Origin of the sequence: Methanobrevibacter cuticularis (assembly GCF_001639285.1) — an archaeon.
Lineage (GTDB): Archaea > Methanobacteriota > Methanobacteria > Methanobacteriales > Methanobacteriaceae > Methanobaculum > Methanobaculum cuticulare.
This window is the reverse complement of sequence record NZ_LWMW01000089.1, coordinates 17,124-43,840: the sequence shown is the minus strand read 5'-3', so window position 1 is coordinate 43,840 and position 26,717 is coordinate 17,124. Positions and strand designations below refer to the sequence as shown.

Below are 26,717 nucleotides of genomic sequence, written 5' to 3'. Positions count from 1 at the left end.
TAATATATATTTTCTAATTATTTTTATTTATATATATTTTCTAATTACTTTTCTTTATATAGATTTTCTAATTATTTTTATTTATATAGATTTTCTAATTACTTTTATTTAATATATATTTTCTAATTATTTTTATTTATATATATTTTCTAATTACTTTTCTTTATATAGATTTTCTAATTATTTTTATTTATATAGATTTTCTAATACATTTATTTGATTATTTCAGTTATCATGCTTTTATCTGTAGTATCTAAAGTTTTTGTTAATATAATCATCACAGAATATATTATTATTCCTAAAGGAATAGCTATTAGTAATGAAACTTTGAATATAAATAAGACAATAGCTAAAATAAGAGCTGAAAAGCTGATTTTAAGAATTTCTATTATTAATTTATTCTCTATTTTTAAAATATTCTTTGATATTATGTTATTCATTAAGATGGCTATTAATAATCCAGTTAATACTGTGGCTATAGCTGCTCCAATATAACTTAGATAATAGATTAAGATTAAGTTTAAAACAACATTAAAAAAACAAGCTATTCCATTTATTTTTGTAACTCCAATTTCATGATTTGATGAATTTAGAAGTAAGGTTGATGCTCCATTTACAAATAGGAACACAACATTCCATATCAATATCTTTAGGACATTTGCTGCTAAAGAAAACTCATTACCATATATTAATAGAATAACACTATCTGCATAAAATGTGATCCCAACAGCCAATGGTAAAATTATCATTAAAAGATATTTAACAGATTTTTCATAACTAATTTTTAATAATTCCTCAGAATTTGTATATAATTTAGCCATTAAAGGAAAAATAACAAAATTATAAACTGAATACAGTGTCGTAAATACAAATATTATCTTATAAGCAGAACTATAAATTCCAACAGCTGTTGCTCCAATAAAAATAGATATCATAACAGTATCTATCATAAAATAAATATTTGTAAAAAAATTGGTTAATCCAAAAGCAAAAGAAGATTTTATTGAATTTTTCCAAAATTTCAAGTCAATTTCAAATTTGGGCATAGCTATTTTAGAGGTAGTTCTCATATAAAGATAAATTGAAGTTATAACACTTGAAAGTAGGTATGTAATTGCAATTCCAATAACTCCAATATTTAGATATATTGATATCAATGTAAATCCTAATAACAGCCCACTATTTATTATTATCCCCACTGCCTGATACTGCATTTTTTCATGAGCTTGAAATATTCCATTGAATAAATAACTCATAGTAAGAAACGAGATTTGTATTGAAAATATAAAACAGACTTCAATGGTTAGGTAGTCATAATTCATCGATTTTAAAAGGATTAAAATAGCTATTATTGTTAATAAAGATAAAATTAATTTTAAAAGGATTCCATTTCCTAAATATTTACTTGTTAAACTTGGATCTCTTGCAACATTACGTGTTGCATAAGTACTGAACCCTATATCCATTCCTATAGCAGCTATTCCAGTAAAAGATGTCGCAAATGTAATTATTCCGAAATTAAATACTCCTAAGTACCGGGCTATTAATATTGTCCAAAAAAAGCCTAACACACTTGTCACGATTTGTGAAATCATCAACCAACTTGTATTTTTAAAAACAGACTTTATAATGCTCATAATTTCACTTTATTAATCTTCCAAGTTATTTTATTAATCTTCTAAGTTATTTTATTAATTTTCTAAGTTATTTTATTAATTTTCTAAGCTATTTTATTAATCTTCTAAGTTATTTTATTTATCTTCTAAGTTCTTTTATTAATTTTCTAAGTTATTTTTTATTATGTTATTATGTTACATCTTGGGGTAGTGGTTTTGATTCTTTGAATATTTTATTTATTTATTTTTGCTTTGTTTTTAGGTAGTTGATTTGATTATTTAATTTGATTATTTAGATACTTCACATGATTTATTATTCTTGATTTAAATAGTTGTCTCTAAACCAGTCAATGGTTGTTTTTAATTGTTGTGGGAATAGACTGGAATCAACTTTGAAATTTATTTTTTTCATTTTATTAACATCAGCTAAGGAATGTTTTATATCTCCAGATCTTTCTGGGCGATAATTAGGATTTATATTAGAATTCACTGCTTTTTTTATAATATTGAAAAGTTCATTTATTGTCATGGCTTTTCCAGAAGCTATATTAACAGTTCCAGTGTAATCAGATTCACAAGCAGATATATTGGCGTTTACAATATCGCTGATGAAAATAAAATCTCTGCTTTGTTCACCATCTCCATATATAATAGGTTGTTGATTATTTATTAATGCAAAAATAAAATTAGGAATAACTGCAGCATAATGAGAATTGACATCTTGTTTTGGCCCAAAAACATTAAAATATCTAAGGGAAACTGTTGGTATTCCATAAGTTTTTGTAAAAGATTGACAGTATAGTTCTCCTGCAGCCTTTGTTGCAGCATATGGGGAAGTAGGACTTAAAGGCTCATCTTCCTTTAGTGGCATATTTGGGTTTTCACCATAAACCGCTGATGAAGATGAGAAAACAACTTTTTTAACACCACAGTCTTTTGCAGCTATAAGTAGTTTAGTTGTAGCATCTGTGTTATTTTCATGAGAAAGAAGCGGATTTTCAACACTCATTGGAACACTAGCTAAAGCTGCTAAATGGAAAACATAATCTATACCTATAAATATATCTGATAAGTCCAAGTCATTTAAATCACCAATAATTATATTTAAGTTTTCATGATTGGGATTATTCAGATTTTCAATTTTTCCAGAAGATTTGTTGTCGAGTATAGTAATATAATTGTCATCAATTAGTTCATCAACAATATGGGATCCAATGAATCCAAGACCACCTGTAACAACTATTTTTTTGTTTTTCATTTAAATGACCTCTAAATTGATTAAAGTAATATTATTAAAAAGCAAATAATACATATTCTATTTTATTTGTTATAATTAATAACATATATTATTTTATTTGTTAATTAATTTTTTATTTTCATTACTATTAAATTTAATAACAATATTTTTTATAGAAATATTTTATTTTGATAAATTATTATTATCTACTAATTATCTAATGTTTTGTGATAAAATATTATTTTATAGAAATATTTTATTTTGATAAATTATTATTATCTACTAATTATCTAATGTTTTTTGATAAAATATTATTTTGTAGAAATATTTTATTTTGATAAATTATTATTATCTACTATTTTTATTAAAACACTATTTTTCTAATAGCTTAATAGATTAATTCTAATTAGAATTTTTACTTTTAGATTTGTATATATTGTTAAGTTTCGAATTTCTCTTATTCATCTGTAATTAATTGGATATTCCTTTTCTTCTTTTCATAATATTTCTACTGTTTTGTGATTATAATTGTTTGATTTATTGAAGTTTTACTAACTTCAGGGACTGTCAATTTGTTAGTTGATACAATTTTTAAAATTGAATTTTAAGCTTGAATTTACAAATACTTGATTTTTAGAAGAGAAATTTTTCTTACTAACTAACATTTTGACATTTCTTAACTTCAAGTAACAACATTTATATATCTAGTAATGCTTACATTTTATCATGATTATTCATGTTAGTGAGATATATTTATTTATAGATTATTTAATAGCTATAGCTATTTCAATAATAATAGCTTTAGGATTGAGATTGCCATTGTTACCTAATAAACCAATAAGGTTTTCATTTGAAACTAGTGCATTATTCCCAACTCCAGTTATAGCTATTGGACTTCTAGCTATTTGCTTTTCATTAAATATTTATTGGATTTATGATGGAATGGTATTAGCTATTTTACTTGGAGGTTTTTCAGCTTTATTTACAAAATATTTATTTGATTATGTGTTTCCTAAACCACCTGAAGTAACTGAAGATAGTCAAGAGGTAATTCAATGAATGAAATATTAGGAATAGCTATTGCTACTGTAATTGCATGGCTTAATTTCGTTATAATTGATACTTACTTTGGTTTACCTGAGTATCCTGGTGTTAAAGGTGCGAATATCGTTGGAAGATCTATAGCTAAACATGATGGAGACTTAGCTGGAGGATTTTTCCAGGGTAACGTATTATGCTCTCCAGATGCTTCTGCAGGAACATTGCTTGCTTCAATAGGAGTCATGCTAATAGGTCTTGAAGGAGGAATAATGGCTGCTTTCTTTGTATTTATTGGTAATAGGCTTTGTGCTGATCCAGGTTATGCTGGTACAATTGGGGCATTGACTGCAACAATTATTATACTCTTATGTTCTTTCATTGGTTTAACTCCAGAAATGTTCATTGTTGGCATGATCATAGCTATATTGACAATTCAAGGTATTTATCATCCATATTCCTCTAAATTACTTGGAAAAATAGCTAAACTAATGGGTAGATACACTGAGTTAGAATAAGATGAAAATTATTTATAAAATTTATGAATAATCGTAACTAATGAATAAATAGTTGAATTAAGTACTTTAATGATAATTATTGAATATAATTACTTTAATGACAATGATTAAATTAACTAATTTACTTAATTAACATATTATTAAAAAATAATTAATTAAAAATAATTAAATTAACTAATTTACTTAATTAACATATTATTAAAAAATAATTAATAAAAATAATTAAATTAACTAATTTACTTAATTAACATATTATTAAAAAATAATTAAATGTATAATTAACCCATAGAATGGTAGTATGATAGAAGAAATTATTTGTATAATTGTTATTATAATGGCAGTAAGAGCTTTTGTAACTAGAGATAGGGCTGAAAGAATGCTATATATCAATGTTATTGATTTTTCAGTCTCTGCATTGATTGCATTGTATATCAATACACCATTTGGTCTTATAATAGCTATTGTATTCTTCATTAGTTCTACTATAGGGTCTAATGCTATAGCTTACACATTGAATAGATTAGATGATGAAATCATACTTGATGAATGAATTAATTCATCAACCATTTAATAGTAAAAGAAATTTAGATAACTCAATAATAAATTTACAATAACATATACAATGATAAAATATTTGATAGATTAAGATATACATTACCATAATACTAATTACTGGTGAATATGATGAATCCCTTAGATCTTATTAATATTACAACTGTGTCCTTAGTACTAATGTTTGTAGGTGCTTTAGGAATTATATGGTTGATTAAACCTTTAGATAAGATTATAATGTTTGCAATTATGGAAGCAGGTTTTGTATTAGCTGTTGTTTCCTTTAAATATTTGGATGTAGCGTTAGCTATAGCTTTATTTGGTCCAATTTCTACTATAGTATTTTTATTATCCATAATCAAAGTTAATGAAATAAGAAAAAGAAATAAGGAGGCAGAAAAAGTTGTTTGATCTTAGTATTTGGTTGTATGCTGGTATCATATTAGCTATTCTAGGGAGTATAGCTACAGTTATTGGTCCTGGTGTTAAAGACCCTATCGTAAGAACATTTAATACTGAAGTTGCCTCAATTGGTGTTTCATTAATATTACTTACTTATAATCATATGTTAGCACTTATGACATTGGTAGCTACATCAGTAGTAATTGTTTTAATTTTACTTAGAGCTATATCTCGTTTAGAAGAAATGGGGAGTGACGCATGAGTCGAATTGGGAGATTTTGGAATAAATTAGCTAATCCTGATAGAATTCCAAAATTATTTGCATTAGTTTTAGGATTATTATTACTTGTTGGATTTGTAATACCTCTTGACTTAAATGTAGATCAAATTTATCCAAGACCTGTTCCTCAAGTCCAAATAGATGAAGGAATACCAACAGCTCCTTATGATAGGGGTGGAGAAGTTTTAAAATTACCTGGAATTACAAAAGCTCAATATCCAGAAAATTCTAAATCAATAGGATGGATAACCTCCTATATGTCTCCACAGGCTATTTATGTTCAATCAATATCTCCCTATTTTGGGACTTCAATTTATTCATCTCCTGGAGGTTTAATAGATGAGATTCTTTATTATACTAGAGGATTCGATACAATCTTAGAATCTACCATCTTGATGATGTCATTCATAATAGCTTCTTTCTTAGCTGCTAACTTCACTATGAATAGAAAGAAGAGAGAAGCTCCTGATAAAAATTCTAAATATTATGATCCAACTATTGAATCCGAGAGATTAAGTGAGGAAGAATAAATGATTGTAGTTCCTGAATTTGTTCCGGCAATTTTTGCTTCTTGGTATGTTCCTGCAATATATGCTGGGATAATTATAGCTTTCATTGGATTAATTGGAATAGCTATTCAAAAAAGAGATATACACATACTTATCCTTACAGACATTGTAGGATTAGCTATGCTTATATTTGTAGCTGCTGTTGGAACTGATTTGGCTGAAGCTTTAATCTTACCAGGATTGGTAGTAGAATTAGCTGAAATACTAGCTATATCCGAAATATTGATATCTCGAGAAATGAGAAAATCAAATAAGCAATCTTCTCTGTTACCTTTACCTATGGTTCTTGATATGGAAATCATGACCACAGCCCCTAATTTCTTAGTTTTAGTTTTATTAGCTTTTGGTGCATTTTTAACTGGTTTCACTGGTGGTGCAGTGGCAGGTGGAGGAATATTACTTTATATAATTTCAAGAAAATCAAGAGGTTTACCAATAGCTGAAATTGAGGGTATTGGTGGAGTTTCTGGAATAGCTTGGTGTTTGTGGATAATTGGATTTGTATTATTCTTCATAGCTCCAGATTTATGGTTGTTAAGCTTGTTCATGGCTGCATGTGGTTTAGTCCTTAAAGTAGCTTCTAAAATTGGATTAATTGGAGCTATGATAAGAGAAGAATATAACAGAGAGTAATAATCTTATAATTATAAAGTTTACTAATCTTAATAACTAATGTTCATAAAATATGTTCATAAGACACTAATTTAATAGTTAGAAAGTCTACTTATTTAATAGTTAGAAAGTCTACTTAGTATATATCTATTAAAATTAAAAATAAAGAGGATTAAAATGGATTTAGCATCATTAGGTGGGAATATACTTGGAACAATACCTTTAGGAGATATTGTATTATATGTGACCCCATTCCACTTATTTATGTTTGTGGTTGTGTTAATATTTACTGCATTAATAGCTATTAGCCGAACTGAAACTCAAGTTGAAGGAAGTTTCGGCACATTAAAAGATCATAAAGTTTCTGTTGGTTTATCTGAATTTAAATCTAGAAGATTTTTAGCTATTATTTGTGGTTTAGCTACTGCAGGAGCAATGATAACTGGAGATTTATTTAATTTCACATTATTCATAGCTTTAATTGGTATAGTTAATGTGGGAATAGTTTCAGCAGTTAAGCAAATTGATGTTCTTGATGCAGCTTATCAATATGGAATAATAGCTATGATATGTTCACTTCCTTTATTTGGGGGAGCATCGATTATATTAGCATCTACTGGAACTCTTAGTCTATTTGAATTAGCTAGTATGGCAACTGCAACTCCTATGATGATTTTTGGATCATTATTATTATTGATGGGAGTAGCTGGTGAGACTGGTATAGCTCCATTTTTCGCTACAAAGGCAGAGATGTTTAGGACTCCAGGTTCTCCATTTATATTAATCATTCATTTAAGTTCATTATTTGTAATTATAAGAACGATTGAAATACTTCTTATAATCATAAAAATAATATGACTCTAAATCATTATTAAATTTGATAAGATAATAATAAAATACAAATAAAGAATAATAAATCATAAAAAAATATAAATAAGAATTATAATAATTGATTAGTAAATTAAATCATGGAAATTTAATAGAATATAATTAAAATTATAGAATATTTAATAATTATAGAATTTAATAGAATATAATTAAAATTTTCGAATATAATACAATATAATTAAAATTATAGAATTTAATACAACATAATTAAAATTATAATTAAAATTATAGAATTTAATACAACATAATTAAAATTATAATTAAAATTATAGAATATTTAATAATTATAGAATTTAATACAACATAATTAAAATTATAAAAATAATAATTAAGGTGTGAAAAATGAACGGAATGATGATAAGTAGCTATTTATCGCTTATAATATCTTCAATATTGATAATATTTGCTTTAATATTTAATCCTGCAGTTTGGATTGTGTATGGAATAGCTATTGTGTTTATACCATTGTTCATCCTTTCATTAGGTTTAATAACCATGGCAAAATCTAACAAAGAAGAACAGGAGGAAAGAAAAGAAGAACCATTTATTGGATACTGAGATATTTTAGTATCGATAATTATCTTTTTTAAAAAGTACGATAACATGAATTTAATGGCTAATATCATTATAAATGTTGTAATAGCTTTCTTAGTTGGAAGTTTGTTGTTAGGATTCCATAGAAAGGTCATGGCAAGAATACAACTTAGGCCTGGCCCTCCAATAATACAACATTTTCTCCATTCATTGAAATTCTTCTTTAAAGAGACATCTTTTCCAAAAACAGCGGCTATGCCTTTTTATGTTGCTATAGCTTGTATGTATTGTGCTATATGGATCACAGCAGTTATAGTTGGTCCTATTAGCTATGGGTCATTATTATTAATATTTGCAATTTATGCAGTTTATAAAATTGTTGAACATAATGCTGGATCTTCTTCAGGTTCTCCTTATGGTAAAATGAGTTGTGTAAGAGCAGTTTTCTCAGCGGCTGCTGAAATTCCCCTTTTTGCAGTTTTAGTTATTATATTCTTCCAAACTGGAACTATGAATTTAGGAGAAATTGTCGCGTATCAATCTGCCAATGGACCTTTAATATTTTCAATACCTCTAGCTGCTTTGATGTTCTTCATCTTATTGGTTTCTAAATCACCATATTCTCCGTTTTCGATTACCAAGGGAAAAGATATAATCTCTGGTTATGAAACTGAGCATTTTGGCGTTTTAAGGGGATATATGATGCTTTCAGAATCCATATCTTGGTATATTTTATTGTGGGTATTCTTGACTGTGTTCATCGGACCTTTATCCCTATTGGGGTATTTAATTGGTATGGTAGTCATCACAGCCCTAATTGCAATTATAAATACTATAACTCCAATACTCAATCCAAATCACTCTGTTATGAGTCAAGTTTCAATAGCTATTATTGGGATCGGTGGTTCTTTGTTAATAATGCTTATTGTCTAATTTGATCCAGTAATATATCAATATAATATATAATATGTGTAAATTTGATACTATGATTAATTTAATAAATGAATTTTAAGGAGATAATAAATGAATAAAGAAAAAGATCTTGTTGTATTGACTTCACTTGTAGCTATTGGAATCATAGTAGCTAGTGGTCTAGCAGCAACACTACAAACTATGATAGTTTTCCCTGTTGCTCTATTTGGTCTTGTAATGTTTCCTTTATTATGGATACAAACTACTAAAAAAGGTGTGCATTTAGCTGAAAATTTAGAAAAAATTGTATTCTTACTTACTTTATTCATTATTGCAATATCTTTTGCAATACTTTATGTTCCTGTGTAATGTTTGTAGTGTTTTATATTTGTGTGTAATGTTTGTAGTGTTTTATATTTGTGTGTAATGTTTGTAGTGTTTTATATTCCTATATACGACTTATAATTAATAAACTAGTAATTTAAATAAATATTATTAGTCTAACTTCATTATAAAAACTTATTGAAAATATATCAAATTTATAATCCTTAATCCTATTTGTAAAAAAAGATGATACCATGACTGAATTATCCTATCTATTATATTTATTAGCATTTATAATTGGATCTGTTTTAGGTCTGTTAATTAGTTACAAAAAACATGGTGAGGCATTCATAATCAATAAAATTGACATTGTATCTTTAATAATAGCTATTATAGGTTGGATACTTCTATTTAATTATGCTTTACTCCCATTCATTTCATCTTATATTCTAATAGCTATAGCTTTATTTTTAATAGCTTTAGTATTTGGAATGAGGCCAGGTTATGGGAGAAAAGAGACATTTCTAGGGATAATTATTTCAGCTATTATATGGATTATAAGTTATATTTTGTTCTAATAATAAATAATAAACTATTTAAATATTAAGTATCGCAATTATTAGGTGATAATGTGGATGAAGATAAAGAGCTATTGGAGAAGATGAAGCTTAGAATTCTTAGAAGTTTCAAATGGAAAGAAGATGTTGTTAATCCATTAGCTATTGAGTTAGAAATAACAAATGAAGATATGGAAAAAATTTTAATGAATAAATTAGATATGTCTAGTTTAGAGGCACTTCATGCTACGTTTGAATCAGCTCGACCACATTGTCTTAGTGAGAAATTACATGCTGATTTGAGACTATGTTGGCTATGTGATGTGATGGATTTACTATCCATTGAAGAAGCTGATGAAATTAAAATAAAATTAGTAAAAGAAATAATCGGTGGAAAAGATTATAAAGAAGCTTTAACTTTAGGTAAAAAGCAAATATTAACTTTACTTCAAGAGTAATCATTATTATCAGTTATAGTACTAAATATTTATTTAGAGGATTCTTGTAATCAAGTAAGATTATTATAATACTCATATTTAATAATCATATTAATAATCATAATATATTCATAAATAATCATAAAAATAATCATAATAAAATTATATATTATAAAAAATAATAGATAATTTAAATAAGTTAAATGAATATTTCAATAAGTAAAAAAATAAAAAAAATAATAGATAATTTAAATAAGTTAAATGAGTATTTCAATAAGTAAAAAAAAATATTATTTAATTTGCTATTATTGGACATGATGTTATTTAATTTGCTATTATTGGACATGATGTTATTTAATTTGCTATTATTGGACATGATGTTATTTAATTTGCTAGTATTGAAGTGAATATCATTAAAATTAGAAATAATATTGTATTCAAAATTTGCACATAATTAGTTAGATATAATCATTTTTACACATAATCAAATTTATAAAGAGGATAATAAGAGGTAACCAAATGTTAAATACTCTTAAGGATATTGTAAGAAAAAGTTCAATTCATGTTTGTCTTGTTAATTGTGGGGGATGTAATGGCTGTGATGTAGAAATCGTAGCTTTGCTTTCTCCAAGATATGATCTTGAACAATATGGTATTTATGTACATAATAATCCTCGTGAAGCTGATGTTATATTAATAACTGGAGCTGTTACAGAGCAATGGATTAAAAAAATAAAAAGAATTTATAGTAAGGCTCCTGAACCTAAAGTTGTTGCTTGTATTGGAAATTGTCCATTATCTGGCGATGTTTTCAATCAAGAAGGGGGAAATGTTCATGCTCCAGTATCTGATTTTATACCAGTTGATGCAGAAATATCTGGATGTCCTCCAAGGCCAAGTGAGATTTTAGAAGGGATTCTTTCGGTAGCTCCAGGTGCCATTGCAGCTAAAGGGAGGGAAAAATCATGATATTGCCTATTGGTCCAATTCATCCAGGGTTAAAAGAGCCTTTAAGACTTAAACTTCACACTCAGGGAGAAAGAGTTATAGATGCTGAAATTGATTATGGTTATGTTCACAGAGGAATAGAAAGAATCATGGAAGGTAAAACATGGCAAAAATGTATTTATCTTGCTGAGAGAGTTTGTGGGATTTGTTCTTATGAACATACTCAAACTTTTGCAGAAGTTATTGAAAAAATTTCTGATGTTAGGGCTCCAATACGAGCTCAATATTTGAGAGTAATTACCAATGAATTAGATAGGATTCAAAGTCATTTTTTAGCTAATTCTACTTATTTTAAAGCCCTAGAACATGAAACATTATTTATGTATGTATTATCTTTAAGAGAACATGCAATGGATGCAATTGAACTTTTAACTGGTAATAGAGTTAACATGGGGTGGAATGTAGTTGGTGGAGTTAGGATGGATGCAAAACAGGTTCATCTTGATCAAATACTAGAAAAGCTTGATGCTATTGAAAAAGATCTTGGTAGATATATAGAAATCTTTGAACAAGGACCTCTTGTAGGTCTTAGATCTAAAGATGTTGGAAAAATGACTAGGGATCAAGCATTGAAAGGAAGAGCAGTTGGTCCTATTGGCAGAGCATCTGGATTAAAACATGATTTAAGAGAACAACATCATACTTATAGGGATAATTTTGAATTTAAGCCTATTTGGAGAAAAGAAGGAGATAATTTCGCAAGAACTATGAATAGATTTAATGAGATCCCTCAATCTATTGATTTAGTTAGGCAAGCTATTGCTAACTTACCTGAAGGAGATATTAGAACTAAAGTTGATATTGGATCTGGATATGCTGAATGGAGAAATGAAGCTCCAAGAGGAGAAGTAGTTTATATGGCTGAAACTAATGGTAATTTAATAAAACATATATCCATTAGAACTCCAAGTATAATGAATATTGATGCATGTGCTAAATATATGCTCAAAGATGTTGCAACTGTTTCAGATGCTGTAGCTACATATGCTTCAGCTGATCCTTGTATAGCTTGTGCTGAGAGAGTAACTATTGTTGATGTAGATAAAGGAGAAGTTTCTAAGGATATTTTTAATTTAAGGTAATATTAATACTCAATAATTGAAATTGATCGTATTTTGTTATTATTAGAAGAAATTAATGATTTTTTTATTGATATCATTAGTATATTAATATCATTATTATCATTAATTTTATCAAAATATTCTATTGTTATTATTAGTGTTACTGTTATATTAGCATAATTTATTAGCACAATTTGTTAGCATAATTTATTAGCATTATTTATTAGCATTATTTCATTAGCATAATTTATTAGCATTATTTCATTAGCACAATTTGTTAGCATAATTTATTAGCACAATTTATTAGCACTATTATGATTATTATATTATTAATTGTTATTTACTATTTAAAAGGTGGATTATGTCTTCTGTAATTTGGTATTTATATGAATTTGCAAGAAAAACTTGGTTAGAAGGTTTTACTGATGCAAAATCCCAACATGATATAGTAGAAAAACCTGATAGGTTTAGAGATTTTCCTGAAGTTCTTAAAGAGTACTGTATAGGTTGTGGTGCCTGTACTTCATCTTGTCCATCTCCACATGCTATTAAGCTTGTTCGAGAAGAAGACTGCGAAGAAAATGAAGGTATAACTTATCCAGTGATTAATAACCGAGCATGTATTAGATGTGGTTTTTGTGCAGAAGTATGCCCAACAGATCCTAAAACTCTTCTTTGTGGTGAGAATCATTTAATCAGAGAAGAATTTAATATAATTCCTTCAAAAAGACAGTATCTTATAGATGACTTCTTATGTATTAAATGTAAAAAATGTATGAAATCTTGTCCTGTAGATGCAATTGAAGAAGTTGATAATAAGATTCATGTGAATCAAGCTAAATGTATCTCTTGTGGGGATTGTTTAGAAGCTTGTCCTGTGAAGGGAGCTATGAAAGGAGTATTTATAGATAATCTTGAAGACCAAAAAGCTATTATTCGTCTAGTTGTTAATACACTTGAAGAGTATATAGAAAATAAAGAAGAAGAATTGCAAAATTTGCCTGATGAAAAACTTTTAAAACTACAATTACCACTATCTAAAATATGGGATAAAGCATTAGAGATTTTACCTGATGAAGAAATAGCTTTAGAAATTATTGAAAATGCTACTGATAGATTAAAAATTAATATTATTACATGGGATGAATCTAAATGTAATAAATGTCGTTTGTGTGTGGATGAATGTCCAACTGGTGCTATAAATTATGATGAAGAAAGTAATAAAGTTTCAAGAGATCCAAATAAGTGTTTAAGATGTAGTAATTGTTATCAGACATGTCCTTTCTGTGTAGTTAGATATTTTGTTGCTAAATTCTTACTTGATGAAATTGATGGAGAAAAGATTATTTTAATCACTTTAAAAGAGTCTAAATTAGCTAATAATAGAAATGACTAATATCTAATCTCATAATTCTATAACACTTTGATGTTTATGTTAATTGTATTTGATTAATATCTATACTGTTGTATTTGGTTGTAATAATGATTGATAGTTGTATTGTTTATATTTGGTTGTAATAATGATTGATAGTTGTATTGTTTATATTTGGTTGTAATAATGATTGATAGTTGTATTGTTTATGTTTAGTTGTAATAATGATTAATAGTTGTATTGTTTATGTTTAGTTGTAATAATGATTAATAGTTGTATTGTTTATGTTTAGTTGTAATAATGATTAATATTTATATTTTTAGGAGTTGATTAATATCGAGGTTTCCACTAAAAAATGCACTAAACCCTTGAGGGAAGTTGAAATCGATTATGAGATTGAGAACAACAAATGTGAAATATGTGAAGATAAACCTTGTCTTAAAGCATGCCCAGTTGGAGCAACATACATTGATAGTAGTGAAGGTACAACTAAAATCAATGATAAATGTTTTGGTTGTGTTCTATGTAGGGAAGCCTGTCCTCATGATGCTATCAAAATGCAAACAAAATTATCTGAACCCATTAGGGAAAATATTCCTAACATAAATTCAAAACTATGTAAGGCTTGTGGTGCTTGCGTTTCTTCATGTAAAACAGGAGCTATTCATTTAACATCTTCAGGGAATGAAGAAGTACATAGTGAAATTGATGAAAATAAATGTGTAAGGTGTGGATATTGTTTTAGGTCTTGTCCAACTGATGCAATAAAATATGGTGAAATCCTACCAAGAACAGTGTCTGGTGGAAGAGCTATTGTAATAAATCAAGATGCTTGTATTGGCTGTATGACTTGTACAAGAATCTGTCCATCTAGAGGAGCTATAAATGTGGGCAAAACAAGTAAATTACCTTATATTGACCCATCTTATTGTGCAAGATGTGAAGAATGTATGGATGTTTGTCCAAGTTCAGCTATTAAATATTCCTCTCGTAAAAAAGCTTATGAATCTTTCAATAAAATTAGATCATTAGATATAGTTTCAGGAATTATTGATAAAGACATTAATAAATTATCTAATGATATAACTAAAATTGATTCAATCTTATCTAAGCTATCACAAAAATTAACCAAAGAGAATAATGAAAAAAGTTTTGAAATAAATGTTACTGACATAATATCTAAAAAATTAGAGAAAATAATCGCTTCTGACATTTCTGTAATATCTATGAAGAATTTAATTGAATATTTTCCTCCTATTCGTAAAATTAGGGTTTTGGAAGAAGACTGTATTGGCTGTGGGGAATGTGTGGGTATTTGTCCAGTTAATGCTATTTGGCTTGAATTACCTTCTCCGATTCATATTGAAGATAACTGTGTATTCTGTGGAAAATGTGTTTCAACATGTCCAGTAACAGCTATTGAACTAATGGAAGAATTCTTTGAGAATAGAGGTAACGATATTTATTTTATTAGAGAAAACATTCAAGAAATGAGAGTTGGTAAATTCACAATTAGTAAAGACCTTTGCCAAGCCTGTGGAGTTTGCACAAATCAATGTCCTGTAGACGCATTAAGTTTAAGGGATGATGAAATAGTTGTAAATCAAGATTTATGTATCTCATGTAGAGAATGTGAATCAATTTGCCCTGTAAATGCTATTAAAATTGATTTAAAGCAGTAATATATCTACTTTAATATTCAGTTTATATTTTTATATCATTTTAGCTACTAACCTCATAACTCATAGTTTTCTTTGTTAATACTACATATTCAATTAATTATTGTGTAGTGATAGCTATTCCTCAATAATTTTTCTTATTTTTATTCAATGTTTGTGGAGGATTTATATATTGATTAAAAAATTATTTATAACCGATTGTGAAGGACCTTTATCTTTAAATGATAATGCTTATGAAATCAGTTCGGAATTTATTCCTGAAGGTGATGAATTCTTTAAAATTATAAGTAAATTTGATGATTACTTAGTCGATATAGCTAAAAAGCCTGATTATAATGCAGGTGGTACACTTAAATTAATAGTTCCTTTTTTTAAAGCTTATGGCATAACCAATCAGAAAATTATTGATTTTTCAAAAGAAAAAATAAATCTTGTCGATGGTGTGGAAAAGACCCTTGAATTAGCAGAGAATGCTATGTCTTCTTTTATAGTTAGTACTAGTTATGGTCAATATATTGAAGCATTATGTAATTATCTTGATTTTCCTTTTGAAAATACATATTATACTCATCTAGATATGTATGATTCATATGAATTATCAGACAATGAAAAAGAAAAACTCTTTGAATTTAGAGATACGATTGTGAAAATAGCTAGAGAGAATAGTCCTGATTTTGATAAACTAAATGAAATATTTTTTGATGAGATTCCTAAAATGGAAATAGCTAAATTAATTGAAAATATTAATACTGTTGGTGGTGAAGGAAAGAAATTAGCTATTAAAGATATTGTATCTAAATGTGATTGTGATAAAAATGGAATCATGTATGTTGGAGATAGTATAACTGATGTTGAACCTTTAAAATATGCAAAAAAAAATGGAGGTTTAGCTATTTCTTTTAACGGTAATGAATATGCTTTAAAAGAAGCAGAAATAGCTATTATCACCAATAACACACTACCAACTTCACTTTTACTAGAACTTCATTCTAAATTTAATAAAGAATATGTATTTGAATTTATTAGATCCTACTCTAAAAATCCTCAAAATGCACTTGAGACTTTTAAATTTGGGCATGATATGATAGATGAATTCAATGAAACATTTAAAGGAAAATTCCCTATTATTGAAGTAATAAGAGAAGATAACCTAGATGAACTCATTAAAAAGAGTATTATTATGAGAAAAGAAATTAGAGGTAATGCTATAGGCTCTTTAGGCAAATAAATATAGTATCTCCCTTGTGTTTTATTTTATTTACAATGAATTATAAGAAAATATTAATAATTAAAAATATAATAATTAATTAACTTAAGTAGACTTTAATAATTAATTAGAATTTTAATATTAATTTGAATTTTAATAATTAATTAGGTTAAGTAGATTTTAATAATTAATTAGAATTTTAATATTTAATTAGGTTAAGTAGATTTTAATAATTAATTAGAATTTTAATAATTAATTAAGTTAAGTAGAATTTAATAATTAAGTAAAAATTAAGATTTTTAATGTTTCTATTAAATAGGTAAAGATGATTTAATAAGGATATTTTTTAATATTTATAATGTTAACAACAATTTTTGGTGTAGGAATGGATAATAAAAATTTAATTGAGGATACATTCTTTGAATGCTTTTCTGGAAAATATATAAGGGCTTTAATAACTGCTGATGATAAAGATACTTTGAAGCAAGCTGCATTTGACTCAACATCTACTCCTGGTGCTGTTATTGGAAGAATTGAGGGTGGTGTTGAGAGATTTGTTTCTCCTGATGAAACTCCTGATGGGAGAGATGGAGCTATCGTTCAATATTGGTTTGGATCAGATGATTTAGAGAAATTTGAACTTGAATTATCATATAGAATTCGCCAAGATATTCTAGTAAAACCATTTACAAGAGTTTTCAATTATACCACAGAACCTAAAGGTACAATAGGGATGATGAAACAAGTTGGTCATTGTGGGGATGGTTATGAATGGATTGAAAATAAATATGGTCGTGAAATGATAAATATTCCAATAGCTGTTCCTGATTTTCAGATAGAATCTGAATTAGGTTATGGTGAAGGAATAATGGGGGCTAATTTTTGGTATATGTGTGAAACTAAAGAATCAGTTCTCAAAGCAGGAAAGATAATTATCGATGAACTATATAAATTAAGCGGAATAATAGCTCCTTTTGGAATCTGTTCTGCTGCATCTAAGGTTGAAACGAATTATCCTTGGATTGGCCCAACTACAAATCATCCATACTGCCCATCCCTTAAAAAAAATTTAGAATATATTTCAAAAGTCCCTAATAATGTTAAGTATATTCCAGAAATAGTTATAAATGGAATTAATATGGGTGTTGTAAAAGAAGCCACAAAAATAGCTATTGAATCAATTTTGAATATTGATGGCGTTGTAAAAATATCTGCAGGAAATTTCAATGGAGAACTTGGAGAATATAACATTAATTTATTGGATTTGTTCTAAATCATCTCAAGCTTATTCTGAATGATATGGGAGTTATATGGATCATAGAGATTTGTTATGGATTTTAATAAACATAAAAATTATTTGAGTGTTTTAACTTCTTAAAATCATAATTTTAATCAATATAATCTTAATTAATATAATTTTAATCAGTATAACTTTAATAAAATAATTTTAATAGCTTTAAAATCTTTAAATTTAAAATAACTAGAATTAAGTATAACTTTAATAAAATAATTTTAATAGCTTTAAAATCTTTAAATTTAAAATAACTAGAATTAAGTATAACTTTAATAAAATAATTTTAATCAGTATAACTTTAATCAAAATAATTGCATTTTATGTATTATTATAAAAAGAATAATCTCTTGTAGAAGTATTCAATTTAGGTGAAAACATGAGTATTTTAGATAATAAGATTGATGTTGATATTATTGGTTTTGGGGCTCTTAATCTTGATAAATTATATTATGTAAATGATATTGCTCGAGAAGATGAAGAAAGCTACATTAAAGAATTTGATTTAAATTGTGGTGGTTCTGCAGCTAATACTATTATTGGACTTTCTCGGTTAGGTGTTTCTACTTCATATATTGGAAAAATAGCTGATGATGAAGAAGGAGAAATACTAGAAATGAATCTTATTTCTGAAGGTGTTTTTGTTAATAATTTGATTGAAGCTGAAAAAGGCCATTCTGGAAATGTATTAGGATTTGTTGATGAAAATGGAGATCGTGCCCTTTATATTGATTCTGGAGTTAATGATGAAATTTCTATGAATGAACTTAATATTGAACAAATAGATATGGCTAAAATAATTCATTATTCTTCTTTTGTTGGTGATTCTTTTAATACTCAAATCGAATTGTTAGATATCTTACCTGCTTCTATGATTTTAAGTTTTGATCCTGGTATGTTATATGCTAAAAAAGGATTTAAAGCTATTGAAAAAATATTAAACAGAACAAATATTCTTTTAATCAATGAAAAAGAGCTTTTTATATTATTTAAAGAACATTATTCTAATAAATATAATCTAATCCATGAAGACTTAACTTTCAGAGATTTAGCTAAATATGTTTTAGAAGATGGAATTGACATTGTTGTAGTTAAAAGAGGAACTAAAGGGGTTTATGGGATTAATGATAAAAATCAAGAAGTCAAAGTTCCTATATTTGAAGTAGATACTATCGATACAACAGCTGCAGGGGATTCATTCAATAGTGGATTTTTATATTCTTATCTCAAAGGATATTCTCTTGAAAAGTCTTGTTTGATTGGAAATTGGGTGGCTTCTAAATCTGTTGAAAACATTGGAATAACAGGCATGCCTAATGAAAACAAATTACTTGAATTTGAAAAAACAATTGATTCTGATATTTAGGCACTTTAATAGTAAACAAGGAGATATTTGTAAAACAGATGTGATATTTCATTAATAATAGAATATTACTACAGTCTCTAAGAGTAAATAGTAAGATATAATTAATATGATATTATATACTATTAATTATTAAAATTATTATAACTCATAATATTTAGATTCATAATTATTTTATAAAGTTGTAATATTTAGATTTATGATTATTGTAAAGTTGTAATATTTAGATTTATGATTATTGTAAAGTTGTAATATTTAGATTTATGATTATTGTAAAGTTGTAATATTTAGATTTATGATTATTGTAAAGTTGTAATATTTTTAGATTTAGAACTAATTAAAATATTGGGAGTATTTCATGGAAATAAAATTTAAAAAACCGATGAAAGATCTACAAAGGGAAGTTGTGTTGAAATCAGTAGATTTGGATGATGATATCGATGATTTTCAAGTTGATATTGGAGATTATGAGGTAGATGACAAATTTATAACCATTTCTCCTCGATGTGTTAGATGTGATCTTTGTGTTGAAGAGTGTCCAGTTGATGCAATCTCTTCTTCAAACGTTGTAAAAAGATCAAGAATTAAAGAAAATTGTGTTAAATGTGAAATTTGTGCTCAAACTTGTCCTGTTTCATGTATCTATGCATTGGAGACAAAATCAAAGATCAATGGAGAAAAGGATGATGCAGAATTTGTTTTAAAAGAAATTAATGTTCCTCATCGTGTTCTGAGAATGGAAGATATATCAATTAATATGGAATTATGTGGAGATTGCAGAAGTTGTATTAGATTCTGCCCTACTAATGCTATTTCTTTAAAAGATAAATCAGTAATCGAAGCTGCCAATGAAAAAAGTTATCCAGATCTAGAAGATAGAAAATATCCTTATATAGATAAAAACCTTTGTATTGGTTGCGGATCTTGTGCTAATCTTTGTTCAAAAGGAGGAATAGAGCTTAAAAGAACTTTAGGTCCTATAATTGAAACTAAAAAATTATGTATTGATCAAGATACCTGTGTTCAATGTTTCCTATGTGAAGAATCCTGTCCTGTAGAAGCTATCAAGCTGGAAGATGACAAAGTAGTCCTAGATAATGAAAAATGTATTAGATGTAATGTTTGCTCTACAAAATGTCCAGTCAATGCTCTAAGTTTAAAGAATTTAAATAATGGCTTAGATGAGACTGAGAATCTTGATGAAACTAAAGATTTTGATGAGACTGAGAATCTTGATGAAACTAAAGATTTTGATGAGGTTAAGGATTTTGATGAAAATAAGGATTGAAAACATGGACCTAAAAGAAAAATAATGAATTCTAAAATTAACAATAATTAGTTATAATCTCAATAATATTAATTATAAGAACAATAGTAATTATAATAAATTAATAATAGCTAATCATCAATAAGAATAACAATAGTTATATCTAATAAATATATAATATAAATTAAGAATATAATAATAATCTTCTTTCTATAATAAATGCAGTTTTAAGAATTTAAATAGTTCTATATTTAAGATGATTAATTAATAATATTTGTGATAAATAGAGGTATTTTAATGAAAGCAAAAGAAATGATGGATAAGAATTTCATCTATGTATATCCTGAGAATACTGTCGCTGATGCGTCTATAAAAATGGAAAATTCTAGGAGATTCACAACACCAGTTGTAAATGAAGAGATGAGACTCGTAGGATGGATTACTTCATTAGATGTTACTAAAGGATTAAGAGAGGGAAAAAAAATAGTTTCTGAAATCATGCACCCAAAAGAGGAAATTCGATATCTCCATGAAAATGATCCTTCTAGATTATCAGTTATAGAAACTTCAAAACATAAATTAATCAGCATTCCTGTATTAAATGAAAATGATGTTGTAACAGGAGTTATACGTTCTTTTGATATTGTAGATACTTTATCATCTCTTTATGAAGTAAAAGTTTCTAAAATTTATGAGGCTATGGAAGAACAACTTAAAGGTGTTAGTTGGGATGAGCTAATGGAAGCTTCAGCTATAATTAGTAGGAGAACCACAGGCAAAAGAATCAAACCAGAGGATTACGAGCGAAATATTAAGAATTCAACTTTTGGTGAAGCTATTTGGGCTACTGGTGGTCTTGAAAGATTTTTCACTGGTTTAATAGCTGTTGGAGAATTAGTAATAGCTCGTAAAGTTGGGAAAGCAAGAAAATAGCTAGCTATTAGTTTTTGTTTATTTTTATCATTTTTATTTCTTTTTAGTTGTTATTTTCTTAGTTTTTGTTTATTTTTATCATTTTTATTTCTTTTTAGTTGTTATTTTCTTAGTTTTTGTTTATTTTTATCATTTTTAAGCTAATTAATCTTATTTTCGTCTTGCTAATTTTTATTATAGCATATTGTGGAATTTTTTTAACTGTTATTATTATATTGTGTGTTTCAAATTTTCAGTAGTCTACTTATATTACTAACTACATTATAATGACCATAAAATATATATTTATAGTAAATATAATATACTAACTATAATTATAATAAACATAATATCTTAATTAATATGGATTTTTATAAGCTTTCTAATTTAAATTAAGTTTATTTAAAATTTTGGAGAAAGTATATGGATAAAGAGATTACAGAACTAGTAAAAAGCATGGCTTTAGATTTAGGGGCATGTGAAGTAGGGATTGTGAGTCAAGAAATGGCAAAAAATGGTCCGGATACTGTTGATCTAAGCTATGTATTAGATACTGCTAAATCAGCTATTGTATTCGCTGTTCCTTTTGATCAAAGATTAATAGAACCATATCTTAGTAAAGAAAATCAAGATCTTAATTTAAATAAAATCAGAACAACTACATTTGCAGGAGGTATTGGCTTAGAAATAGCTAGTTTATTAGATCAATTAGATTATGATGCCGTTGCTACTGCACCAAACTATGCTTATAGAAAAGATGCTCCCAATGGACTTGATGAGAGAAAACCTCCTCTTTCTCACATATTTTTAGGTGTTATGTCAGGAGTTGGATTTTTGGGTCATTCTGGATTATTATTAACTAAAAATGAAGGTTCAGCTATTGCTTTAGCAACTGTTGTCACCAATGCTGATTTGATACCTAGTAAACAATTACCTGCAGAAGAGAATTATTGTGATAAATGTAATCTATGTACTGCTGTTTGTATGTCTAAATATCTAAATAAAGAAAATATTAAATTAGATATTGGTGGTGAGGAATATGAAACACGAAAGTACAATGAGAAAAAAAGGTGTGTTTTAGTTTGTGCAGGATATTGTGGATTACATCCTTCTAAAAAATGGTCTACTTGGTCTTCTGCTAGATTTAAAATACCTGGTGATGATGAAAATATTGTTCCATCAATTCTAAAATATAAACCAGCATACCTAGAAAGAAAACGTAATGCAGGAGTTTTCTATCATCCATTAGCTCCAGGTTATCAAATGGAATACTCTTGTTCAAACTGCCAATTCATCTGTCACCCAGACAAAAAAACACGAAAGAACAGATATAAATCTCTTATAAAAAGTGGAGTAGTCATAGAAGATGAAAATGGGGATAGAAAAGCAGTTACCAATGAAGAAGCTGAAAAATTTATAGCCAATATACCAAATGACAGAAAAAAGCTATTTGTAGATGAAGATTAACTTATTTTTTATATAAACAATTAGTATCATTCTTCTACCCTATTTTTGATTTATTTTGGCATAGTCAAGTAGGTCACTGATTTGAAAATTTTTTGGTATTAATTTATTAGTATTACTTATGATAATCTTTTTTTAGGCTTGAATTTTTGAGATATTTTGTTATATTCCTTTATTTTTCATTGATTTTGTAGTAATACTTTTATAGTATTACTTTATTATTAATAGTTTTCATTGATTATTCGTTGTTATTAAATTTTTTTTAAATAGTTTAAATGGGGAATAGGTTTTTTTATATCTTTATTTTATTGTTTTATGAGGTTAATGTTTTTTAATAGCTGTTTAAAGTTGAAAATATTTATATATTAGTAAATATATATGTTTAATTATGTTTATTCAGAATAATATTTATTGTGCATCTGCTATTGATAAATGTCAGTAAATTTTAGATGTTGTTGCTGATAATGTGACTTTTATGTCAGATAAATTTTGTAAATGGGTGGAAAATTCTTTAAAGATTGTAGGCAATATTAAATTAAAGTTTAAGAAGAATTTCAAATGTTTAAAAGATAAAATAAGGATTTGTCCAGTTTGTGGAAGCATGAATGTTGATAAAAATGGTAGTCGTGAGCGTTTAATCATTTTCAGCACAGGGAAAGAGTATTTTAAGATACAGACTTATGTATGTAAAGATAAACATGAAAATGGAAAATCTCAGTTTTTTGAAGCTAATATTGAGGATATAGTTCCTAAAAACTCTATTTACTCTCATGAATTCATAGAAACTGTTAAAGATCATAATGCTCCTGTCCATGCACCATTAAGAGTCACTGCAGACTTTTTAAACAAAAACGATAATGTGAGTGTTTCTCACCAAACAATTGAAAATATAATCTTTAAGATTGAAAATCCTAATACTATACCTTCAAAATCATCTGGCAAGTACATATTTGATAGTTTATGGTGTAAAGCACATGGAGGATGGAATTCATTCTACTTTTGCATGAATGACGCATCTAATGAAAATGTGGTTTTTGATAAAAATGTACTCCAAAGAAACCGCAGCTAACTTGGATGAATACTTTAAAACAATTGCTCCATATTTACCAGAAGAAAAATACATTGCCGTGGATTTAAACCTTAAATATAAAGAATCACTAGAAAAATATGGGTTTAAAAGACAATTATGTTTAAAACACGCACCTAAAACTATAAACACGAACATTAAAAACATAATAGCTAGTTACAAAAAGAAAGGAGGTAAAATAAACAGAAAGGATAGAAAACTTATTAAAGAGCAGAAGCAGAAAATCATAGACATGATTTTAAATGAGGATTTAGAAGAAATTGATTTAATACTTAAAGATATGGTGGATAATTTAGAACTTTTACATCCTTGTATTCAGCAATTGATGAATAAATTTATAATACCTAATTTTAATGATTTCTTTTGGTATTTAAAGGTTGATGGTGTTCCAAAAACTTCAAACTCCCCCGAACTCAATTTCCAAATAACTCTTCCTAAAACATGTAAAGAGAAGAATGCACATTATGAAAGGATCAGAAAAAAGAATATACCTTAAATATGAATATAGAAAGAAAAAATCAGATGAAAAATTTGAAGAATCAATAAATGAATGGACTAATAAACTATTAACAAATAATTATCATATATAAATCGTATTCAACCTAAAATAAGCCCATAGAAAATAAATACCAAAATCAGTAACCTACTTGACTGTGCCCTATTTTTTCAAATTACAAATTAAAATTACAAATTAAACATATTACAAATTGAATATTTTATTATTATATATATTTTAAAACTTCTTCTCCAAGTTTTGTAATTTTATAGATTCTTCCTTGCCTTTTCTCGGGATTTAGACAATCAACTAATTTGTGCTCTTTTAATTCTTTGAGTGCGTTACTCACATGGTTTGTTCTTATATCAGTTGATTTAGCTATTCTAGAAGGTGTTTTGATTTTTTCTTTTAAATCGAGCAGTACTTTTTCTCGATAAGATGACATCTCAACTAGTGATATTCCATCTATTAGCTCTTTTTCTAATTTTTCTTTCATACTAAATAAGAACTTTTCTAAAATTTATAACTCAATCCACATTAGTTACACTGAACTAATACTGAACTTATACAAAGTTTTATATATGGGTTATTATAACTAATAATTATGTTATATGGAACATTTACTTGTAATAATTTTCAATTTAATAGTATTACTACAAATTTCTAACAGATAAAAAGTATTTATTAATAAAATTTGTTTGTTTGGAGCGTTTAAATGGACATCAAAGATAAGTTATTTTATAAAATAGATAAAGAGACTATGGATAGTAGAGTGAGTAAACTCAAAATTGGGGTTATAGTAGTAATTCTAATTTTTATAATATATTTCCTTTCGATAAGTTTAACAAGCACTGGAAATGTTGGAAGCTCTAATTCTGATTCTGACTTGATAAGTGCTTATGGTTTATATGAGGATACAAATGAAATAATGATAAATTTCAGCGGCAGTTCAAATCCCTACACTGATATACAATTTAAACCTGGAGATTATGGTGAAGCAGACGAAGGTTATGGAATTACACTAGACATAATTAAATCATTAGGCAAAGAAATAGATTATTTAGAAAATATAAAATATTCTAATGCAACTGACCAAAAATACATTGATTTAATATTAAAAAAACAAAAATTATCTCTAGATTGGCACAAATTAGAACTTAAAAGATATGAACTTACTAGAAATTTCTATATAGCAACAATAGATCAAGATGAATTTTCAGAACAAGAAAATAAGATTCTTCAAGATCAAAAAAATTTAAAGGTTGATGTTGCTATTGAGAATATAGGTACTTTTTTAAAACAAAATCCAGAAGTTAAAGATAGATTACAAAATTTAAGCTTATCTGGAAACTATTTAGGGGAGAAATGAGTCATTCTTCCTAATTTTTAACTTTTCTTTATTTTATTAATAGTTGGAGTCATTGATATTTTAAGTTGGGGTGTTGAAAATATGGATAAAAATAGTAAGATAGTAGTTGTAGTAGTTATTGCCTGTATCATAATATTAGTTGGATTATTATTTGCAATAGATGGACAAATTAAACAAATAAATAATATAAATATCAATACAGGAAACATTATCACACAAAATGTTGTAGTTGGAGGGATAACTTTTTCAATCCCATCGCATCTTAGTTTGAATCAATCTGAAGTGAATGAGGCTCATTTTAACATCAACGGTGTAGATAATAGGGAATATGTTTCTATTAATGTGTATCCTAGTGGTTTTGGTGAATATGAAAAATATGATAAAAATACATATACTTTTCCATATGAACTTGATAGTGTGCCTGGAGGATTAATGGTATATTCAATGGATAGCAAATATAAAGAGGGGCTTTATGGGGATGTTATGGTTGTTAGATTCTTATCAAATAATGAAAAATTCACTATGGAAATATCACTTAAAAGTACAAATGCTGAAGATTATAAAAATGTATTAGAATCCATTAAAATAATGTATTAATATTTTATGGATTATAGTGCAAAACAAATATGGTCAATTTAAAAAAATTTCTTAAAAATGGGGATGTC

At 26.9% G+C, this 26,717-nt stretch carries 30 protein-coding genes; 27 read left to right on the top strand and 3 right to left on the bottom strand.

Features of this window, described 5'->3' with window-relative positions:
• Nucleotides 1-212: 212 nt before the first annotated feature.
• Together MBCUT_RS03835 and MBCUT_RS03830 are read right to left on the bottom strand one after the other, a co-directional pair.
• Complete coding sequence (locus MBCUT_RS03835; protein WP_067259078.1) at nt 213-1,637, bottom strand: flippase; 1,425 nt, start codon at nt 1,635-1,637, stop codon at nt 213-215.
• Nucleotides 1,638-1,929: 292 nt separating this feature from the next.
• Nucleotides 1,930-2,874 (bottom strand): NAD-dependent epimerase/dehydratase family protein, encoded by a 945-nt coding sequence (locus MBCUT_RS03830; protein WP_067259076.1) that lies wholly within the window; start codon nt 2,872-2,874, stop codon nt 1,930-1,932.
• Nucleotides 2,875-3,579: 705 nt separating this feature from the next.
• Between MBCUT_RS03830 and MBCUT_RS03825 the strand changes: the two genes are divergently transcribed.
• The 25 genes from MBCUT_RS03825 (at nt 3,580) to MBCUT_RS03705 (ending at nt 24,683) form a co-directional block, all read left to right on the top strand.
• Nucleotides 3,580-3,912, top strand: coding sequence for an energy-converting hydrogenase A subunit A EhaA (locus MBCUT_RS03825; RefSeq protein ID WP_067259073.1), 333 nt, complete (start codon nt 3,580-3,582; stop codon nt 3,910-3,912).
• A complete protein-coding gene (locus MBCUT_RS03820; protein ID WP_067259071.1) occupies nt 3,909-4,409 on the top strand; it encodes a hypothetical protein in 501 nt (166 codons plus the stop codon). Before MBCUT_RS03825 ends, MBCUT_RS03820 begins: the two co-directional genes overlap by 4 nt.
• Before the next feature lie 298 nt (nt 4,410-4,707).
• On the top strand, nt 4,708-4,959 hold the full coding sequence (locus MBCUT_RS03815) for a DUF2109 domain-containing protein (protein ID WP_067259069.1): 252 nt from the start codon (nt 4,708-4,710) through the stop codon (nt 4,957-4,959).
• Nucleotides 4,960-5,093: 134 nt separating this feature from the next.
• Complete coding sequence (locus MBCUT_RS03810) at nt 5,094-5,372, top strand: DUF2108 domain-containing protein (protein WP_067259067.1); 279 nt, start codon at nt 5,094-5,096, stop codon at nt 5,370-5,372.
• Nucleotides 5,365-5,625 carry an EhaE family protein gene (locus tag MBCUT_RS03805; protein WP_067259066.1) on the top strand — a complete coding sequence of 87 codons (261 nt, stop codon included), beginning with the start codon at nt 5,365-5,367 and terminating at the stop codon, nt 5,623-5,625. The genes MBCUT_RS03810 and MBCUT_RS03805 overlap by 8 nt, the downstream gene beginning before the upstream one ends.
• Nucleotides 5,622-6,173, top strand: coding sequence for an EhaF family protein (locus MBCUT_RS03800; protein WP_067259064.1), 552 nt, complete (start codon nt 5,622-5,624; stop codon nt 6,171-6,173). Before MBCUT_RS03805 ends, MBCUT_RS03800 begins: the two co-directional genes overlap by 4 nt.
• On the top strand, nt 6,174-6,845 hold the full coding sequence (locus MBCUT_RS03795) for an EhaG family protein (RefSeq protein WP_067259062.1): 672 nt from the start codon (nt 6,174-6,176) through the stop codon (nt 6,843-6,845).
• A 156-nt stretch (nt 6,846-7,001) separates the two neighbouring features.
• Nucleotides 7,002-7,682, top strand: coding sequence for a proton-conducting transporter transmembrane domain-containing protein (locus tag MBCUT_RS03790; RefSeq protein WP_067259059.1), 681 nt, complete (start codon nt 7,002-7,004; stop codon nt 7,680-7,682).
• A 372-nt stretch (nt 7,683-8,054) separates the two neighbouring features.
• Entirely contained in the window at nt 8,055-8,270 is a 216-nt protein-coding gene (locus MBCUT_RS03785) for a DUF788 domain-containing protein (RefSeq protein WP_067259057.1), read from the top strand.
• A gap of 45 nt (nt 8,271-8,315) precedes the next feature.
• Nucleotides 8,316-9,179, top strand: coding sequence for a respiratory chain complex I subunit 1 family protein (locus MBCUT_RS03780; RefSeq protein ID WP_067259054.1), 864 nt, complete (start codon nt 8,316-8,318; stop codon nt 9,177-9,179).
• 90 nt (nt 9,180-9,269) lie between these two features.
• Nucleotides 9,270-9,527, top strand: a complete 258-nt coding sequence (locus tag MBCUT_RS03775; protein WP_067259051.1) for a hypothetical protein — start codon at nt 9,270-9,272, stop codon at nt 9,525-9,527.
• 209 nt (nt 9,528-9,736) lie between these two features.
• Nucleotides 9,737-10,060: an energy-converting hydrogenase subunit EhaL family protein gene (locus tag MBCUT_RS03770; RefSeq protein WP_067259049.1), complete on the top strand. Its 324-nt coding sequence runs from the start codon at nt 9,737-9,739 to the stop codon at nt 10,058-10,060.
• Between the two features lie 53 nt (nt 10,061-10,113).
• Nucleotides 10,114-10,497: a DUF1959 family protein gene (locus MBCUT_RS03765; RefSeq protein ID WP_067259047.1), complete on the top strand. Its 384-nt coding sequence runs from the start codon at nt 10,114-10,116 to the stop codon at nt 10,495-10,497.
• Between the two features lie 498 nt (nt 10,498-10,995).
• Entirely contained in the window at nt 10,996-11,445 is a 450-nt protein-coding gene (locus MBCUT_RS03760; protein ID WP_067259044.1) for an NADH-quinone oxidoreductase subunit B family protein, read from the top strand.
• Nucleotides 11,442-12,566: a hydrogenase large subunit gene (locus tag MBCUT_RS03755; RefSeq protein ID WP_067259041.1), complete on the top strand. Its 1,125-nt coding sequence runs from the start codon at nt 11,442-11,444 to the stop codon at nt 12,564-12,566. The genes MBCUT_RS03760 and MBCUT_RS03755 overlap by 4 nt, the downstream gene beginning before the upstream one ends.
• A gap of 340 nt (nt 12,567-12,906) precedes the next feature.
• Nucleotides 12,907-13,941, top strand: coding sequence for a 4Fe-4S binding protein (locus MBCUT_RS03750; RefSeq protein WP_067259038.1), 1,035 nt, complete (start codon nt 12,907-12,909; stop codon nt 13,939-13,941).
• A 302-nt stretch (nt 13,942-14,243) separates the two neighbouring features.
• Nucleotides 14,244-15,599: a 4Fe-4S binding protein gene (locus MBCUT_RS03745; protein WP_394327049.1), complete on the top strand. Its 1,356-nt coding sequence runs from the start codon at nt 14,244-14,246 to the stop codon at nt 15,597-15,599.
• A 169-nt stretch (nt 15,600-15,768) separates the two neighbouring features.
• Nucleotides 15,769-16,824 (top strand): hypothetical protein, encoded by a 1,056-nt coding sequence (locus MBCUT_RS03740; RefSeq protein WP_084270703.1) that lies wholly within the window; start codon nt 15,769-15,771, stop codon nt 16,822-16,824.
• 364 nt (nt 16,825-17,188) lie between these two features.
• The gene (locus tag MBCUT_RS03735) at nt 17,189-18,076 is read left to right on the top strand and encodes a formylmethanofuran--tetrahydromethanopterin N-formyltransferase (protein ID WP_067259082.1); all 888 of its coding nucleotides are present in this window, start codon (nt 17,189-17,191) and stop codon (nt 18,074-18,076) included.
• 397 nt (nt 18,077-18,473) lie between these two features.
• Nucleotides 18,474-19,460 (top strand): carbohydrate kinase family protein, encoded by a 987-nt coding sequence (locus MBCUT_RS03730; RefSeq protein WP_067259035.1) that lies wholly within the window; start codon nt 18,474-18,476, stop codon nt 19,458-19,460.
• A gap of 355 nt (nt 19,461-19,815) precedes the next feature.
• Entirely contained in the window at nt 19,816-20,745 is a 930-nt protein-coding gene (locus MBCUT_RS03725) for a 4Fe-4S binding protein (protein WP_067259033.1), read from the top strand.
• A gap of 276 nt (nt 20,746-21,021) precedes the next feature.
• A complete protein-coding gene (locus MBCUT_RS03720) occupies nt 21,022-21,657 on the top strand; it encodes a CBS domain-containing protein (protein ID WP_067259030.1) in 636 nt (211 codons plus the stop codon).
• A 402-nt stretch (nt 21,658-22,059) separates the two neighbouring features.
• Nucleotides 22,060-23,103 (top strand): epoxyqueuosine reductase, encoded by a 1,044-nt coding sequence (locus MBCUT_RS03715; protein ID WP_067259028.1) that lies wholly within the window; start codon nt 22,060-22,062, stop codon nt 23,101-23,103.
• Nucleotides 23,104-23,575: 472 nt separating this feature from the next.
• On the top strand, nt 23,576-24,169 hold the full coding sequence (locus MBCUT_RS03710) for a hypothetical protein (protein WP_067259026.1): 594 nt from the start codon (nt 23,576-23,578) through the stop codon (nt 24,167-24,169).
• Nucleotides 24,144-24,683 carry a hypothetical protein gene (locus MBCUT_RS03705; RefSeq protein WP_157082467.1) on the top strand — a complete coding sequence of 180 codons (540 nt, stop codon included), beginning with the start codon at nt 24,144-24,146 and terminating at the stop codon, nt 24,681-24,683. The genes MBCUT_RS03710 and MBCUT_RS03705 overlap by 26 nt, the downstream gene beginning before the upstream one ends.
• A 226-nt stretch (nt 24,684-24,909) precedes the next feature.
• On the opposite strand, the gene MBCUT_RS03700 is transcribed toward MBCUT_RS03705, so the two are convergent.
• Nucleotides 24,910-25,128 (bottom strand): MarR family transcriptional regulator, encoded by a 219-nt coding sequence (locus tag MBCUT_RS03700; RefSeq protein ID WP_245634935.1) that lies wholly within the window; start codon nt 25,126-25,128, stop codon nt 24,910-24,912.
• 270 nt (nt 25,129-25,398) lie between these two features.
• On the opposite strand from MBCUT_RS03700, the gene MBCUT_RS03695 reads away from it, so the two are divergent.
• The gene (locus tag MBCUT_RS03695) at nt 25,399-26,052 is read left to right on the top strand and encodes a hypothetical protein (RefSeq protein WP_067259019.1); all 654 of its coding nucleotides are present in this window, start codon (nt 25,399-25,401) and stop codon (nt 26,050-26,052) included.
• An 81-nt stretch (nt 26,053-26,133) separates the two neighbouring features.
• A complete protein-coding gene (locus MBCUT_RS03690; protein WP_067259016.1) occupies nt 26,134-26,649 on the top strand; it encodes a hypothetical protein in 516 nt (171 codons plus the stop codon).
• The last annotated feature ends 68 nt before the right edge of the window (nt 26,650-26,717 follow it).